Genomic DNA, 16,066 nt, shown 5'->3' on the forward strand with positions numbered 1-16,066 from the left:
GGAAGCGTCATGACCCAAGCCATCTTCTCGACCCACGAGGTCTTCAACCAGTCGCCGCCGTTCGAGGATGTCGATCTGTTCACGCTCGACAAGCCGCTGGTCGAGGCGGTGGCCGCCAATGGCGGCGGCTCGGCACAGGGCGAGCTCGCACAATTCGGCGAGCAGTGGGGCTCGGCGGCGATGGCGGAGCGGGGGCGCATCGCCAATGAGAACACGCCGAAACTGCGCACCTTCGATTCCCGCGGCAACCGCCGTGATGTGGTCGAGTTTCATCCGGCCTATCACGAACTGATGGCGCATAGCGCCCATGCCGGTGTGCACAACTCGACCTGGACCGCGCAGGGCAAGCCCGCGGGCGGCGCGGCGGAGGTGGTGCGCGCGGCGAAATTCTACATCGCTGCACAGGTCGAGACCGGACATCTCTGCCCGATCACCATGACCCGCGCCGCCGTCGCGGCGCTGGCGTCGCAGCCGGATCTCCTCGCAAGGACGATGCCGGTGATCGCCACGCGTTCCTATGATCCGAGTTTCGTGCCCTGGTGGGAGAAGCGCGGCGTGACGCTCGGCATGGGCATGACCGAGAAGCAGGGCGGCACCGACGTGCGGGCCAACATGACGCGCGCGGCGCGCGATGGCGATGCGTATCGCATCACCGGACACAAATGGTTCATGTCGGCGCCGATGTGCGACGCGTTCCTGGTGCTGGCGCAGGCCGAGGAGGGCCTGAGCTGCTTCTTCATGCCGCGCTTTGCGCCGGATGGGTCCGTGAACGCCATCCGTTTCCAACGCCTGAAGGACAAGCTCGGCAACCGCTCGAATGCGTCGTCGGAGGTGGAATTCCACGGCGCCTATGCCGAGCGCATCGGCGAGGAGGGCAAGGGCATCCGCACCATCATCCAGATGGTGCAACTGACCCGGCAGGATTGCGCGATCGCCTCTGCCGGCCTGATGCGCTCGGGGCTTGCCCACGCGCTGCATCACGCGCGCCATCGCAGCGTGTTCCAGAAGCATCTCGCCGACCAGCCGCTGATGCAGGCGGTGCTGTCGGACATGGCGCTGCATGTCGAGGCGACGGTTGCGCTGGTGATGCGGCTCTGCCGCGCGTTCGACCGCACACCGGATGAGCCTAAGGAAGCCGCCTATATGCGGCTGCTCACGCCCGCGATCAAATACTGGACCTGCAAGAGCGCGCCCGGCTTCCTCTACGAGGCGATGGAGTGCCTCGGCGGCAACGGCTATGTCGAGGAGGGCATTCTGGCGCGGCATTACCGGGAGGCGCCGGTCAATGCGATCTGGGAAGGCTCGGGCAATGTGATGTGCCTCGACGTGCTGCGCGCGCTCTCGCGCGAGGCGGATGCTGCATCGGCGATCCTGCAGGAATTGGCCGGGCAGACGCAGGGCCTGCCCGGCGCAAGCGAGGCGGTGGCCTTCATCGGCAAGGCGTTCCGCAGACCGGATAGCGAGCGCGTCGCGCGGCTTGCAGTCGAAAAACTGGCGCTGCTTGCCGCGAGCGCCGCGCTCAATGCCGTGATGCCGCGTCACGCCGAACTGTTCGCGGCGACACGGCTCGCGACCACGCATGCGGGCATGTACGGCGCGGTGGACATTGCCGAGAGCGACATGCGCGCGCTGCTGGAGCGGGCGCTGCCACATTGAATGACACACACTCCGTCATGCCCGGGCTTGACCCGGGCATCCACGCCTCTCGTGCGACGCAGAGAAAAAGGGACGTGGATGGCCGGGACGAGCCCGGCCATGACGTTGTGGAGGCGACAGGCGCGCAATCGATCGAGAGTTAGCTGATGGATGTCCTCAGTCCCGATAATCCTCCGCTGACCACCGCTCCACCGCCGCCGCGGATCTGGAAATTCTGGGGTACGACGCTGTGGGGGTTGTTCGTGTTCGGCGGCATGTTCCTCGGGCAGCTCGCCGTCGTCATCTACTTCATGCTTAAGCAGGATGCGTCCAGTATCGCATCGGTCATCCAGACGATCGGCGGGGGCTTGACGATTGCGCTCTCGGTCATCACGGGATTGCCGGGAGTGCTGCTGACGCTCTGGATCGCGATCCGTCCGAGCCGGACTTCCTTTGTCGATTATCTTGCGCTGCGCTGGACCTCCTGGAAGAGTTTCGCCATCGGCGTGGTCGCGCTGGCGCTATTGGTTGGCGTATGGGATCTCATCTTGCGCGCGGTTGGCCGCGAAGCCTCGCCGGGCTTCATGGGCGAGGTGATGAAATCGGCGCAGGCCGAAGGCGCGCTTTGGCTGCTCGTCATCGCGTTCTGCGTCGCCGCCCCGGTATCGGAAGAGCTTCTCGCTCGCGGCTTCCTCTATCGCGGCTGGTCGGAAACCGCCCTGCGGCCCGGAGGCGCGATTCTGCTGTCGTCGCTCGTCTGGACCTTGCTCCATTTGCAATACGACTGGTTCTTCCTGAGCGAGGTGTTTTCGATCGGGCTCGTGTTCGGGTATCTGCGCTACCGCTTTAACTCGACCTGGCTCACGATCGTGCTGCACGGGCTGAACAATCTTGCGGCGACGCTGCAGACATTGTGGCTGGCCGGGCAGTCGTAGCTCCTCGCACCCCACTGGCAGGATGATCGCCGGACGTGCTAGGTAGAGGCTCAGCCCACCTTCGCTGCGACTTTGTCGCGGAAAAATCGATATGTCGGACTTCGAAAAAGCCAAGTCGCCGGCCTCGGTCTCGCCACGGCCGCCGCGAACCTGGGACTTCATGGAGACGACGTTCGTCAGCCTGATCGCTTACGGCGCTTTCATTTTCGCATCGGACTTTTTCTTCAATATCATATCGGACCTAGCCGGCAAGATATTGTCACCTGCGCAACTTCGAACAGGGGTGATCCAGAATAGTTTGGAAAGCGCCGCCAGCATTCTGGCAAGTCCACCTGCGATCGCGGTGCTTGGGATCGCCATCTGGATGGCCCGCCGGGAGTTCGCCGAATATCTTGCGTTGAAGTGGCCAAATCCAATTGAACTCCGACGTGCTCTCGTAATCACGACCATATTCTTGGTGGTGGAGAGTGTGGTCGTTGGTGCCACCAGGGACGCTCCTGTCGATTCTGATTTCCGGGCCGTGGGAGCCGACGGTTTGTTCATTTATTTGATCTCCGCCTGCATTGCAGCGCCGCTAATGGAAGAATTTCTCTTTCGTGGTTTTATGTTTCGTGGCTGGTCGCAGTCCTTCCTCGGCCCGACCGGCGCGATTGTTCTGACATCAATAGTATGGGCGATACTCCATACTCAATATGATTGGCTTGGGCGTTTCTGTCTCTTCGTCTCGGGTATTTTTCTCGGTTACTTTCGCTGGCGCAGCAACTCGACTTTGTTGGCAGTAATGGCTCATTCAGCCATGAATATGTTCGCCCTCTTCATTTGGCTATTATTGTAAGCCTAGCGCCCGCTTGCAGCGAGCGCGATGACAACGGGCATCGTGATCGCCGCCAGAATCGTTTGCAGCGTGATGATCTGCGCGAGCAGCGGCGCATCGCCGCCCATCTGGCGGGCGAGCACGTAGGCCGATGAGGAAGTGGGGACCGCCGAGCCGACGGCGACGATGACCAGGCTCGGACCGGATAGGCCGAACGCGAGCCCGAGCGTCACGGTGAGTATGGGCATGGCGATCAGTTTCAGGAACACCGTGATGCTGGCGGCGAGGTTCGGACGGAACATGCCTTCGAGATGCAGGCCGGCGCCGGTGACGAGCAGGCCGATCGCAAGCGAGGAGCGGCCGAGCGCGTCTGCGACGTCATGCCAGAGCTTTGGCAGCGGGAAGTGGGTCACGTTCAGAAGGAGCCCGACGACGCAGGCCCAGATCAGCGGGTTCTTCACCACCGTCATGACGATGGCGCCCGCCGACTGCTTTTGCGGCGCGGCGTAGTGCGCGAGCACGGAGACGCTGAACACATTGACCAGTGGAATGATCGCGACCATCGCCACCGAAGCGAGCGCGAGTCCGACATCGCCGTAGAGGGCACCGGACACCGCGAGCGCGACATAGGTCTGCCAGCGGGTGGCGCCCTGGAACACCGAGGTGAAGGCAGGACCGTCGACGCCGCTGCGCGCGAGTAGCGGGCGCAGTGCGAGGCACAGTAGCGACATCGCCAGCGCCGAGAGGAACAGCGCGCCGCCGACACCGCCGATCGGCACCTTTGTCAGGTCGGCCTTCACCAGCGTCTGGATCAAGAGCACGGGGAACAGCACGTAATAGGTCAGCCGTTCCAGGCCCTGCCATTGCATCTCGGGCTTGAGCAGCGTCCGCTTCAGGATGAAGCCGAGCGCGATCAAGAGGAATGTCGGCAAGAGCGCCGCGATGACGACGGCCATGCTTCAGCGCTCGCCCCGCAATTTTGCCAGCCGATCCAGCGCACCTTGCAGGATGAAGATCGCGGCGTGCTCGTCGATCACCTCGGCGCGCTTGGCGCGGCTGACATCCAGGCCGATCAATTCGCGCTCGACGGCCGCCGTCGAGAGCCGCTCGTCCCAGAGCCCGATCGCGAGCGTGGTCAGGTTGGAGAGGTTGCGCGCGAAGGCGCGGGTCGATTGCGCTCGCGGCCCCTCGCTGCCGTCCATGTTGATGGGAAGCCCAAGCACGAAGCCGACCACGTTGCGTTCGCCGGCGATCACCAGCAACCGCGCCGCGTCAGCCTTGAACGCCTTGCGCTGGATGGTTTCGACGCCGGTCGCCAGCCGCCGATCGGGATCGGAGACGGCAACGCCGATGGTCTTGGTTCCGAGATCGAGCCCGATCAACGCGCCGCGCTCGGGCCAGTGCGCGACAGCTTCGATCAGGGGGAGGACAGGGGCGGGCATGACGATGCGCTTAACACGTGGTGCAGTGCGGAGGCAAAGCGCTCTCTTCACCTCTCCCCAGCGGGGAGAGGTCGGATCGCATCGCTAGATGCGATCCGGGTGAGGGGGCGCAGGTGCCCATGAGAGACCGTGACCCCTCACCCGGCGCTGTGCGCCGACCTCTCCCGATGGGAGAGGTGAAACCGGCAGCGTGCCTCGGGGCTACCGGATTGCGATGGGGTTGATCATGCTCTGCACGCCGCCACGCCAGCGTGGCTGGCCGAGCACGAACAGGAACTCATATCCCTTGTCCTTGGCGAGCTCGGCGGTGTCCATGTTCTCGAGGATATAGGTGCCGTTCTTCGCCAGCAGGATCTGATGCACCTCGAACACATTCTTGGATTCGAACGGCAGCACCTCGACTGCCCAGGTATCAGCACCAACGGCAACCACGCCCTTGCCGGTGAGATAATTGGCACCCTCAACCCCGAGGCCGGGTTCGCCGGCGGAATAGCGCTTGTCGTCCTTGCCGATCAGGCTGAGCCAGCCGGTGTGGAAGATCACGACGTCGCCCTGGCGGATCTCGACACCCTGTTTCTTCGCGACTTCCTCGATCTCCTTGACGTTGAAGGCGGTGCCTTCCTTGACCACGTCGGTGTTGTAGTAGGCGGCCATGTCGAGCAGCACGCCGCGGGCGACCATCGGCGGCACCTTCTCGATGCCGAGCTTCTTCAACCCGGTGGGATCGGCAAAATCGGCGAGCTTGTTGCCGTTGTAGTAGACGTGCTCGATGCCGAGATGGCCGAGCCCGTCGAGCTGGCTGCCGATGCCGACCCAGGTATCGATGATATCGTCATTGTAGGTTGCCTTGTTCGGACCGATGCCGGAGCTGCCGGCCTGTCCGGGCTGGACGATGGTGATCTTGAAGCTGCGCGGCGGATAGGCCGGCGTCTTGGTGTCGACGGGAATGCCGAGCGCGTAGGTCTTGCCGGTCTTCACCAATGACGCGGCTTTGACGACGAGCTCGGGCGTCATGTAGTTGGCGGCGCCGATCTCGTCGTTCGGCCCCCATTTCGACTTGGTCCAGTCTTGTGCGCTTGCCGTTCCCACCGTAGCCAACAAGGCAACAGAACAGCACAACACGAATGCGGTGCGCATCGCAGTCCCTCCCAGATGTTGACGTTATGGTTGTTGGTAGAAAGCGCCACATACTAACGTAGACGCGCACAACGATCCAAAAATTTTTGATGACGTGTGCTCGCACGCGCGAAGCGTGTGGCTCCGTCACAGAAAAATGGCATTGCGAATTTCGCGGAGCGGAACGGGCAGTCAGGCCGCGATGACCTGATCGTCCTTGTCGAGACAGGCGGCAAAACTCTGCAGCGCGCTGTATTGATGGGCGCTGCGGCGCTGGATGAAGATGGTTTCGGCGCGGGCATAGGATGGATCGAGCGTGTGGATGCTGACGCTGGCATGCAACGCGTTGCGCTCGACGACGACCCGCGGCAACAGCGTCACGCCCATGTCGGCGGCGACGCAGCCGACCATGCCGTCGAGCGTGCCGAGCTCGAAGCGTGCGGCCGACGGCCAGCCGAAGTCGGTGAAGATCTGCTCGAGCCGCTGGCGATAGGTGCAGCCGGTGCGGAATACCAGCGCGGTCGGTCCGGACTCCGACGTGCCTGCGCGCAAGGCGGCGAGGCTGGCCCAGCGGCGCGCGGTGACCAGCACCAGCTCTTCGCGGAAAGCGAGGGTGGAAGTGAGCTCGGCGTGATCGATCGGACCGGCGACGAAGGCGCCGTCCAGCGTGCCGTCGAGCACGGCGGTGACGAGATCGGTTGTGGTCGCGGTCTTCAGGGTGAGGCGTACCGCCGGAAAGCGGCGATGGAAATCGGCAAGCAGCACCGGCAGGCGGACGGCGGCCGTCGTTTCCATGGAGCCGATCGCGAGCGGTCCCTTCGGCTCGCCATCATCGCGGGCGGCGAGCAATGCTTCGCGCGAGAGTGCGGCCATGCGTTGCGCATAAGGGAGCAGCCGCCGTCCGGCGCCGGTCAACGTCATGCCGCGGCTGTGCCGCTCGAACAGCGCCGTGCCGATCTCGGCCTCGAGCGCTTTGATCCGCTGGGTCACGTTGGACTGTACGGTGTGCAGCTCATCGGCGGCGCGCGTGATGCCGCCAAGACGGGCGACCGTTGCAAAGGTCTGGAGGTCGGTGAGTTCCATGATCGCGGCCTGCGTTTCATTATTGAGATGGCAGCGTTCTCAAGTATTCATTTCGAGAGAATGGTAGCTCTGTCTAGTGTGGCTGTCGAGATGGGGTCCCGGGCAATATCCTACGTTCGCTTTCGTGCTGAATTCATCACGGCTCGATGCTGCCGGTTGATGCGCCCTCGCCCCTTGTGGGAGAGGGCAGCTCCGGCGGCTGCGACCGAACTCGCTTGGGTGAGGGGTTCTCTCCACGAACACGTGCGCCCGTGGAGAGAACCCCTCATCCGGCGCGGATTGCATCCGCGCCACCTTCTCCCACAAGGGGAGAAGGTGTGTTCGACGCATCTCGCCTTGTCCCCTTGTGGGAGAAGGTTACAAGCAACGAGCCAACGAAAGAGCTGAATCATGTGGCCGGACCGCCGAATTGTCGATCTGTTCAAGACCGAGTTTCCGATCGTGCTGGCGCCGATGGCCGGCGTGATGGATGCAGATCTCGTGATCGCCGCCGCGCAAGGCGGTGCGCTCGGCTCATTGCCCTGTGCGATGCTCACCGCGGAGAAGGCGCGCGAGCAGGTCAACATCATCCGCCAGCGCGTCTCCGCGCCGATCAACATGAACTTCTTCTGCCACCAGCCGGACGATCCGGATCCGCAGCACGAGGCGCGCTGGAAGGCGCGGCTTGCGGCGTATTACAAAGAGCTTGGGCTGGATCCCGCGGCGCCCGTCAACGCCGCCAACCGTGCGCCGTTCGATGACGCGATGTGCGAAGTGGTCGAGGAACTGAAGCTGGAAGTCATCAGCTTCCATTTCGGCCTGCCGGAGGAGCGGCTGCTGAAGCGGGTGAAGGATGCGGGCGCGATCGTGATGGCGTCGGCGACCATCGTGAAGGAAGCGGTCTGGCTCGAGCAGCACGGCGCCGATGTCATCATCGCGCAAGGCGCCGAGGCGGGCGGTCATCGCGGCATGTTCCTGACCGACAATATTGCCGAGCAGCCCGGCCTCTTCGCGCTGCTGCCGCAGGTCGTCGATGCGGTGAAAGTGCCGGTGATCGCGGCCGGCGGGATCGCGGACGGGCGCGGGATCGCGGCGGCGTTCGCACTGGGCGCCTCCGGCGTGCAGATCGGGAGCGCCTATCTGCGCTGCCCGGAATCCAGGGTGGGGCCGGCGGCGCGTGCCGCGCTGGCGCAGGCGAAGGACGATTCAACCGTGATCACCAATGTGATGACCGGGCGGCCGGCGCGCGGGGTCGCCAACCGCGCGATGTCCGAGATCGGGCCGATCTCGCCGGACGCGCCTGCCTTTCCGCATGCCGCAACCGCGCTGGCGCCGCTGAAGGTGGCTGCCGAAAAACTCGGCAGGGTCGATTTCACCAATATGTGGGCCGGACAGGCGCTGCCATTGGGCCGCGAACTGCCGGCGGACGAGCTGACCCGGACATTGGCCAGCGAGGCGCTGGCGCGGATGGGGGCCTTGGGCCGCTAGCTTCTTTACCTCTCCCCGGCGGGGAGAGGTCGATTTGCGCAGCAAATCGGGTGAGGGGCCGCGGCTCTAATGAGGGACCGTAGCCCCTCACCGGCGCTTTGCGCGACCTCTCCCTTCGGGAGAGGTGAATGGCTGCGGGTTGCGGCTCAAAACCGGCGTCTGCTATACGGCGGGCTGATCTTGCTGCCCAAAGGCCATATATAATGTCAGTCGACGCCACGACCGTCCGCCGCATCGCGCAACTTGCGCGGATCGCGGTCTCCGAGGCTGAAGTTCCCCATCTGCAGGGCGAGCTGAACGCGATGCTCGCCTTCGTCGAGCAGCTTTCGGAGGTGAATGTCGAGGGCGTCGAGCCGATGACCTCGGTGACGCCCATGGAGATGAAGAAGCGCGCCGACGTGGTCAATGACGGCGAGATTGCGGATGATATCGTCCGCAATGCGCCGGCCACCGAGAATCACTTCTTCCTGGTGCCGAAGGTCGTCGAGTAAGCTCCTCTCTCTACTTGTTTTGCGGGAAGTCCGATGTGTCTGCTCTGCGACGATGAAAAGGCCTATCAGGCCTACATGAACTATCTCGACGTGATGGAGCGGCAGGGCAAGGCCGCCGATCCGAATGCGGTGATGCAAACCGTGCTCGATCAGCTCGAGGCCGCCGACAAGGCGCGCGCCAAGAAAGACGATCCCGCCGACGACAAGACCCTGTCTCCGTTCTTCTGCAGCCCGATCAATAAATGACCGATTTGACATCGCTGACGATCGCCGAGGCCCGCGAGGGCCTGACGAACAAGTCCTTCACCGCGCGCGAGCTCACCGATGCGCATCTTGCTGCGATCGAGGCGGCGCGCGTGCTCAACGCCTATGTGCTGGAGACGCCGGATCGCGCGCGCGAGATGGCTGACGCCGCGGACAAGCAGATCGGCAAGGGCGAGGGCGGTCCGCTCGCCGGCATCCCGCTCGGCATCAAGGACCTGTTCGCGACGCGCGATATCCGCACCACCGCCTGCTCGAAGATCCTCGGCAATTTCGTGCCGCCTTACGAATCGACCGTGACCTCGCAGCTCTGGCGCGACGGTGCGATCCTACTCGGCAAGCTCAACAATGACGAGTTCGCGATGGGCTCGTCGAACGAGACCTCCTGCTTCGGCCCGGTGGTCAATCCATGGCGGCGCGAGGGCTCCAACACGCATCTGGTGCCGGGCGGCTCCTCGGGCGGTTCGGCATCCGCCGTCGCGGCATTGCTGTGCATGGGCGCAACCGCAACCGATACCGGCGGCTCGATCCGCCAGCCGGCGGCGTTCACGGCGACGGTCGGGGTGAAGCCGACCTATGGCCGCTGCTCGCGCTGGGGCATCGTTGCATTCGCATCCTCGCTCGACCAGGCTGGTCCGATCGCGCGCACGGTGCGCGATTCCGCGATCCTGATGCGCTCGATGGCGGGGCATGATCCGAAGGACACGACTTCGGTTAATATCGGCGTGCCCGATTACGAGGCTGCGATCGGCAAGTCGGTGAAGGGGATGAAGATCGGCATCCCCAAGGAGTACCGCCTCGACGGCATGCCGGCCGAGATCGAGAAGCTCTGGAGCGATGGCGCGGCATGGTTGAAGGCGGCAGGTGCCGAGCTGGTCGAAGTGTCGCTGCCGCACACCAAATACGCACTGCCGGCGTATTACATCGTGGCGCCGGCGGAAGCCTCCTCGAACCTGGCGCGCTACGACGGCGTTCGCTACGGCCTGCGCGTGCCCGGCCGCAGCATCGGCGAGATGTATGAGAACAGCCGCGCCGATGGGTTTGGCGATGAGGTGCGTCGCCGCGTCATGATCGGTACCTATGTGCTCTCGGCCGGCTATTACGACGCCTATTACCTGCGGGCGCAGAAGGTGCGCACACTGATCAAGAAGGATTTCGAGGACTGCTTCGCCAAGGGCGTGAACGCGATCCTGACGCCGGCAACGCCGTCGGCGGCGTTTGGCGTCGGCGAGAAGGGCGGCGCTGATCCGGTCGAGATGTATCTCAACGACATCTTCACGGTGACCGTGAACATGGCGGGCCTGCCCGGCATCGCGGTCCCCGCCGGCAAGGATGCGCAAGGCTTGCCGCTCGGTCTGCAACTGATCGGGCGCGCCTTCGATGAAGAGACGCTGTTCTCGCTCGGCGAAGTGATCGAGCAGGCGGCCGGACACTTCACGCCGCCGAGATGGTGGTGAGATGGCGGATTTCCGCGCCAGCCTCAACGACGCCGCGCCGGAGCCTTCGCTGCCGCCGCCGCTGGCGGCGCTGTGGTGGGCGGCGAAAGGCGATTGGGACCAGGCGCACCGCATCGTGCAGGACGAAAGCACCGCCGAGGCCGCCTGGGTGCACGCCTATCTGCACCGCGTCGAGGGTGATCTCGGCAATGCCGCTTACTGGTACCGTCAGGCAGGCCAGCCGGTCGCCAAGGATGGAGTCGATGCCGAGTGGGAGCGGATCGTCACCGCGCTGCTCGGCTAACCTCTCCAAGTTGTGAAGGCTTTCCGTGGTTCATTTTGACGCGGTTTCTTTACCGGACCGGGCTTCAATTGGCTCGTATAGACATTGCCCTGTTTCCGCGCCACGCGGGCGCCCAGATTGCCCGCGATAGGCTGAGGGGAAGCGTGGCGGGGGCCTGCGGGCAAGAGGGCGTTTGTGGGTAGATCGGGTATAGGGGCGTGGCTGTCGACGGTACTGGCGGCCAGTTTTGCAGTGGCGCTTGCCGGATGCGCAACGGTCTACAATTTGCCGAGCAACGTGCCGCTTGCCAACGCGCTCGCCGATAGCAATCTCGGGGCTGACATTCCACGCTATGATGACGACGTGTTGGTCGCGCTGTCCTTCTCGGGCGGCGGCACGCGGGCGGCGGCTTTCTCGTTCGGCGTGCTCAAGGAGCTCGATCGCTCTCACGGCGGCTCCGGTCAGGCGAAAACGCTGCTCGATCGCGTCGACTTCGTCTCCGGTGTATCAGGCGGTTCGATCACCGCCGCCTATTTCGGTTTGAAGAAGCGCGCCGCGCTCGACGATTTCCGCGAACGCTTCCTGTTGCGCAATGCGGAGGAGGGGCTGAGGACCAATGTCTCGCTCGGCAATATCGGCCGAGCGCTCGCCGGCGGCGTCAACAACAGCCAGCTCACCGAGTGGCTGGACCAGAACCTGTTCGACGGCGCGCGCTTCGATGCGCTGCGCGAGGACCGGCGGCCGAAGGTCTGGATCAACGCCTCCGACATCTATAACCGCACGCCCTTCGTGTTCGGAAAGACCTCCTTCGACGCGCTGTGCAGCGACATCCGCTCCTACCGTGTGTCGGAAGCGGTTGCCGCATCGGCGGCGGTGCCGCTGGCGTTCGCGCCGATCGTGCTGGAGACCTATCCCGGCGGGTGCTCGAAGCCGCTGCCGGCCTGGCTCGAACGCGTGCGGCGCGATCCGAATGCGCAGCCATTGCTGCGCTCGTTCGCCGAGGCCAATGCGCGCTACCGCGACGGCTCCATGCGCTACGTGAAGCTGCTGGACGGCGGTCTTGTCGACAATTTTGGCCTGTCCGGTCTCACCATCGGGCTGTTGGCCGCGGAGCGGCCGTACCAGCCGTTGACGGAGCGGCAGGCGGTGAAGCTCCAGCGGATCCTGTTCATGGTGGTCGATGCCGGGCGCGGCATATCCGGCGATTTCGCACAGCGCCTCGAAGGCCCGAGCGGGGCCGAGCTGGTTGCGGCAGCGGCCGACACCGCCATCGATGCCAGCGTGCGCTCGAGCTACGCGGCATTCTCCGGGCTTGCCACCGAATGGTCGGGCAAGCTGAAGCGGTGGCGGTGTGGACTGTCGGCGGCGGATCGCGCCCGCCTTGGCGTCGGCGGCAACTGGCAATGCGGTGACATCCACATCTACGTCGAGCGGCTCGGCTTCGACCAGTTGGGCGAAGAGCGCGCGGGCATCCTGAATGCGATCCCGACGCGGTTCGCACTGCCGCCGGAACAGGTCGACCTCCTGATCGCAGGCGGGGCCGACGCGCTCCGCCTGAGCAAGTCCTACCAGGCGTTTCGACGCGGGCTTTGATCGCTCAAAAACCCTTTGTTTGAGCATGATCCTTTCCGGATCATGCTCTCCGGCTTGACTGGCGCGGTCGGTTGCGCGAAGCCGAAAGCAGTCCCAGATATCAATTGTTTGGAAACCGAGACCAATGAACGCACCTGTCACATCACACAAGCTCATCAAGGGCGCGACCGGCGACTGGGAGATGGTGATCGGCATGGAGATCCATGCCCAGGTCGTCTCCAATTCAAAGCTGTTCTCGGGCGCCTCGACCGCGTTCGGCGGCGAGCCGAACAGCCATGTCTCGCTGGTGGACGGTGCGATGCCGGGCATGCTCCCCGTGATCAACGAGGAATGCGTGCGGCAGGCGGTGCGCACCGGGCTTGGGCTGAATGCCAGGATCAACCTGCGCTCGGTGTTCGACCGCAAGAACTATTTCTATCCGGACTCGCCGCAGGGCTACCAGATCAGCCAGTACAAATCGCCGATCGTCGGCGAGGGCGAGGTCGAGCTCGAGCTCGAGGGCGGCCGCAGCGTCACCATCGGCATCGAGCGGCTGCACCTGGAGCAGGACGCCGGCAAGTTGCTGCACGATCAGTCGCCGACGATGTCCTATGTCGACCTTAACCGCTGCGGCGTCGCGCTGATGGAGATCGTCTCCAAGCCTGACATCCGCGATGCCGAGCAGGCAAAGGCCTACGTCGCCAAGCTGCGCTCGATCCTGCGCTATCTCGGCACCTGCGACGGCGACATGGAGAAGGGCAATCTGCGCGCCGACGTCAACGTCTCGGTGCGCCGGCCCGGCGGTCCGCTCGGCACCCGCTGCGAAATCAAGAACATGAACTCGGTCAACTTCATCGGCCAGGCGATCGAGTATGAGGCGCGGCGGCAGATCGAGATCCTCGAGGACGGCGGCTCCATCGACCAGGAGACGCGGCTGTTCGATCCGGGCAAGGGCGAAACGCGCTCGATGCGCTCCAAGGAAGAGGCGCACGACTATCGTTATTTTCCCGACCCGGACCTGCTACCGCTCGAATTCAGCCAGGCGTTCGTCGACGAGCTGAAGACGACGCTGCCCGAGCTGCCGGACCAGAAGAAGGCGCGCTTCATTGCCGACTTGGCGCTGTCACCCTATGACGCCGGCGTGCTGGTGGCCGAGCGCGAGAGCGCCGAGTTCTATGAGGCGGTGCTTGCCCGCCTCGCCGACCGTGCGCGCGACGGCAAGCTCGCCGCCAACTGGGTGATCAACGAACTGTTCGGCCGCCTCAACAAGGAAGGCCGGGATATTACGGGCTCGCCCGTCTCATCCGAGCAGCTTGCCGCGATTGTTGAGCTGATCGGCGAGGGGACGATTTCCGGCAAGATCGCCAAGGACCTGTTCGAGATCGTCTGGCAGGAAGGCGGCGATCCCCGTGCGCTGGTCGAAGCGCGCGGCATGAAGCAGGTCACCGACTTGGGTGCGATCGAGAAGGTGGTCGACGACATCGTCGCCGCCAATCCGGACAAGGTGGCGCAGGCGAAAGCGAAGCCGCAGATGATCGGCTGGTTCGTCGGACAGGTGATGAAGTCGTCCGGCGGCAAGGCCAACCCGCAGGCCGTGAACGATCTCCTGAAGGCGAAGCTCGGCCTCTGACACCTCGCGCGCGGACGCGAACGGCATCGCGGCACGCACTCTGTACGATGCGCGGAGGCGTCCGCGGCTCGCTTCTCGCGCCTTCGATCACCGCGTCGGGATCATCGCTTCACCGAATCGGCCGACCGCGATTCGTCCGGAAAGGCCGTTTCGGCAGGCGGAGATGCCGCTGGCAGGGCTTACCCACGAATTTTTTTTTGGCGCCGGAATTGGCGACTCGACGCCTGCGCGAGGTGTTCTCAGCCCGCTCGGTGAGTCTTGTCGACATGTCAGTCAGATCGCGCGCGAAGAAGCGACGATTCAAGAAATGCCTGTGGCACAGGCACTTTTTGCATTCGCGATGAGTGTCGATGTCGATCGACTCTGCATTTCCTGCATCAGTGCGTCAGCGCAACGTCGCGCGTGCGCTTGGCGCGCGCATACTTCTCGCGCCTCGTAACATCAACACTTCCTTAAGCTGGACGCTGTTTTTTTCGATGTGTTGGTGTATTCGGGATGCAGTGCATCTCGATTCCCGAGTGCACGCAGCGAAGTATAGCCATCTCATTGGAGGGCAACATGGCGAAGAAAGCGAAGAAGGCGAAGAAGGCGAAGAGCGCAGTGAAGAAGACTGCGAAGAAGACCAAGAAGGTCGCGAAGAAGAAGAAGTAACTCTCGCCCGAGAGAGGATGCCGGCGGGTTGACGCCGGCCCGTCACCCGGACCTTCGGACGATCTGCTTCCTTGAAGCGATCCACCCAGGCGGCTCCGGTTGACGAAAGAGGGTGTCGGCGAGACATCAGGTCAAACGGCTGGATCGCCTTTCCAAGAAGGGTTCGCTCTTCGAAGTCGGTCCGGCAGAAGAAACAGGTTTCTTCGTTCGGTGCGGACCACTTATCCGGCTCCGCAATTTCACAGGGCCCAAGGCCCATCGTGAGATCTGATCCTGACGTGTTCGCCGACGCCCTCGTTCCAATAGCCGGCCGTTTGGTGCCGGCTTTTTTGTTGCCTGATCTCCCCACATGACGACCGGTTGGCTTCCGCTGCCGTATGGCGGGCGGCGATGCAGCCGCGTCCGGTTGGCGTTTGCGCGCGATGGTTATCGTTCCGCCAACCGCCAGGGTAAACCGAACTTCACCATCGCGCATAAGTCATTGTGCTGCAGGCACTTCTCGGATTTCGGGAACTCGCCGCACGCCGGGCGTTTACACGCCGTTCATCGCGATACTTAAACTGCTTTTCAAATTTGGCCGGCATGATCTCCCTCAACAAGCCGGCAAACGGCGAGCGCCTGATCCGCCAAGTGTAGGCGGTTTGGCGATCAGATCAGGCGCTCTTTTCATAAGCGGCGCGCGATCGGACGCAAAACCGGATGCCACTTTTGCTGATCGCGCGCAGGGGAAGTAAGGCGTTAGATGTGGACGGGGGCCGCGCTCGGGGGAGGGCGGCCAACAATAAAAAGGGGAGCTACGAGAATGTTTCAGGGACATATCAATCTGGAGACGGCCATTCCGGTGGACGCGACCGCGATCTCGGACGTGCTGTTCGAGCGTGGCCTCTACTGGGCGAGCGGCCGTTCCGGCGTGGTCAACCTGGTCGCGGCGCACAAATGGTTCAACCTTGCCGCCCTGAAGGGCCGCACGGATGCCATGGCGATGCGGCGCGAGATCGCCGAGCAGATGACGGAAGCTGAGATCGCTGCCGCCCAGCGCGAAGCCCGCGCCTGGATGACCGCGCACTAGAGCGTGATGAAGTTAGGTTCGTGCATATCCTGAGTTTGCCAAGTAGCTTGCGCGTTCTTTGGGCGTGAAGAGCTGCAGAACCTGGCCGATGGCGAGGCAGACAGCGTCGACGGTTCGGGCGGCCGCTTTTCGGAGAAAGTGCTTGAGCTTGGCAAAGACCTGTTCGATGGGATTCAGGTCG

Annotated in this window: 15 protein-coding genes and 1 pseudogene; 11 read left to right on the forward strand and 5 right to left on the reverse strand. The window is 63.8% G+C overall.

Annotation, left to right across the window (positions count from 1 at the left end; genetic code table 11):
* Window positions 1-9 precede the first annotated feature (9 nt).
* The 3 genes from ACZIRK_RS15110 to ACZIRK_RS15120 all read left to right on the forward strand — a co-directional run bounded on the left by ACZIRK_RS15110 (window position 10) and on the right by ACZIRK_RS15120 (window position 3,405).
* Window positions 10-1,656, forward strand: coding sequence for an isovaleryl-CoA dehydrogenase (locus ACZIRK_RS15110; RefSeq protein WP_130228451.1), 1,647 nt, complete (start codon window positions 10-12; stop codon window positions 1,654-1,656).
* A 146-nt stretch (window positions 1,657-1,802) separates the two neighbouring features.
* Window positions 1,803-2,570, forward strand: a complete 768-nt coding sequence (locus tag ACZIRK_RS15115; RefSeq protein ID WP_130228450.1) for a CPBP family intramembrane glutamic endopeptidase — start codon at window positions 1,803-1,805, stop codon at window positions 2,568-2,570.
* A 91-nt stretch (window positions 2,571-2,661) separates the two neighbouring features.
* Complete coding sequence (locus ACZIRK_RS15120) at window positions 2,662-3,405, forward strand: CPBP family intramembrane glutamic endopeptidase (protein ID WP_245474927.1); 744 nt, start codon at window positions 2,662-2,664, stop codon at window positions 3,403-3,405.
* A gap of 2 nt (window positions 3,406-3,407) precedes the next feature.
* Here the strand turns inward: ACZIRK_RS15120 and ACZIRK_RS15125 are convergent, their stop codons facing one another.
* From ACZIRK_RS15125 to ACZIRK_RS15140, 4 genes are all read right to left on the reverse strand, one after another.
* Window positions 3,408-4,340 carry an AEC family transporter gene (locus ACZIRK_RS15125; protein ID WP_130228449.1) on the reverse strand — a complete coding sequence of 311 codons (933 nt, stop codon included), beginning with the start codon at window positions 4,338-4,340 and terminating at the stop codon, window positions 3,408-3,410.
* Window positions 4,341-4,343: 3 nt separating this feature from the next.
* Complete coding sequence (gene ruvX, locus ACZIRK_RS15130; RefSeq protein ID WP_130228448.1) at window positions 4,344-4,826, reverse strand: Holliday junction resolvase RuvX; 483 nt, start codon at window positions 4,824-4,826, stop codon at window positions 4,344-4,346.
* 201 nt (window positions 4,827-5,027) lie between these two features.
* Complete coding sequence (locus tag ACZIRK_RS15135) at window positions 5,028-5,963, reverse strand: cyclase family protein (protein WP_130228447.1); 936 nt, start codon at window positions 5,961-5,963, stop codon at window positions 5,028-5,030.
* A 171-nt stretch (window positions 5,964-6,134) separates the two neighbouring features.
* Complete coding sequence (locus ACZIRK_RS15140) at window positions 6,135-7,025, reverse strand: LysR family transcriptional regulator (protein ID WP_028166678.1); 891 nt, start codon at window positions 7,023-7,025, stop codon at window positions 6,135-6,137.
* A 390-nt stretch (window positions 7,026-7,415) separates the two neighbouring features.
* On the opposite strand from ACZIRK_RS15140, the gene ACZIRK_RS15145 reads away from it, so the two are divergent.
* The 8 genes from ACZIRK_RS15145 to ACZIRK_RS15180 all read left to right on the forward strand — a co-directional run bounded on the left by ACZIRK_RS15145 (window position 7,416) and on the right by ACZIRK_RS15180 (window position 15,885).
* Window positions 7,416-8,492, forward strand: coding sequence for an NAD(P)H-dependent flavin oxidoreductase (locus ACZIRK_RS15145; RefSeq protein WP_130228446.1), 1,077 nt, complete (start codon window positions 7,416-7,418; stop codon window positions 8,490-8,492).
* 203 nt (window positions 8,493-8,695) lie between these two features.
* Complete coding sequence (gene gatC, locus ACZIRK_RS15150) at window positions 8,696-8,983, forward strand: Asp-tRNA(Asn)/Glu-tRNA(Gln) amidotransferase subunit GatC (protein WP_028166675.1); 288 nt, start codon at window positions 8,696-8,698, stop codon at window positions 8,981-8,983.
* 33 nt (window positions 8,984-9,016) lie between these two features.
* Window positions 9,017-9,229, forward strand: a complete 213-nt coding sequence (locus ACZIRK_RS15155) for a hypothetical protein (protein WP_028166674.1) — start codon at window positions 9,017-9,019, stop codon at window positions 9,227-9,229.
* The gene (gatA, locus tag ACZIRK_RS15160) at window positions 9,226-10,701 is read left to right on the forward strand and encodes an Asp-tRNA(Asn)/Glu-tRNA(Gln) amidotransferase subunit GatA (RefSeq protein WP_463327602.1); all 1,476 of its coding nucleotides are present in this window, start codon (window positions 9,226-9,228) and stop codon (window positions 10,699-10,701) included. Before ACZIRK_RS15155 ends, gatA begins: the two co-directional genes overlap by 4 nt.
* A gap of 1 nt (window position 10,702) precedes the next feature.
* On the forward strand, window positions 10,703-10,984 hold the full coding sequence (locus ACZIRK_RS15165; RefSeq protein WP_130228444.1) for a hypothetical protein: 282 nt from the start codon (window positions 10,703-10,705) through the stop codon (window positions 10,982-10,984).
* Window positions 10,985-11,158: 174 nt separating this feature from the next.
* Window positions 11,159-12,556, forward strand: a complete 1,398-nt coding sequence (locus ACZIRK_RS15170; protein WP_463327603.1) for a patatin-like phospholipase family protein — start codon at window positions 11,159-11,161, stop codon at window positions 12,554-12,556.
* 124 nt (window positions 12,557-12,680) lie between these two features.
* Window positions 12,681-14,165 (forward strand): Asp-tRNA(Asn)/Glu-tRNA(Gln) amidotransferase subunit GatB, encoded by a 1,485-nt coding sequence (gatB, locus tag ACZIRK_RS15175; protein ID WP_130228443.1) that lies wholly within the window; start codon window positions 12,681-12,683, stop codon window positions 14,163-14,165.
* 1,453 nt (window positions 14,166-15,618) lie between these two features.
* Window positions 15,619-15,885, forward strand: a complete 267-nt coding sequence (locus ACZIRK_RS15180; protein ID WP_028166669.1) for a hypothetical protein — start codon at window positions 15,619-15,621, stop codon at window positions 15,883-15,885.
* 12 nt (window positions 15,886-15,897) lie between these two features.
* On the opposite strand, the pseudogene ACZIRK_RS15185 reads toward ACZIRK_RS15180, so the two are convergent.
* Window positions 15,898-16,066 (reverse strand): annotated as a pseudogene (locus tag ACZIRK_RS15185) (IS630 family transposase); the annotation flags it as partial.

The organism is Bradyrhizobium sp. Leo114, assembly GCF_055229415.2.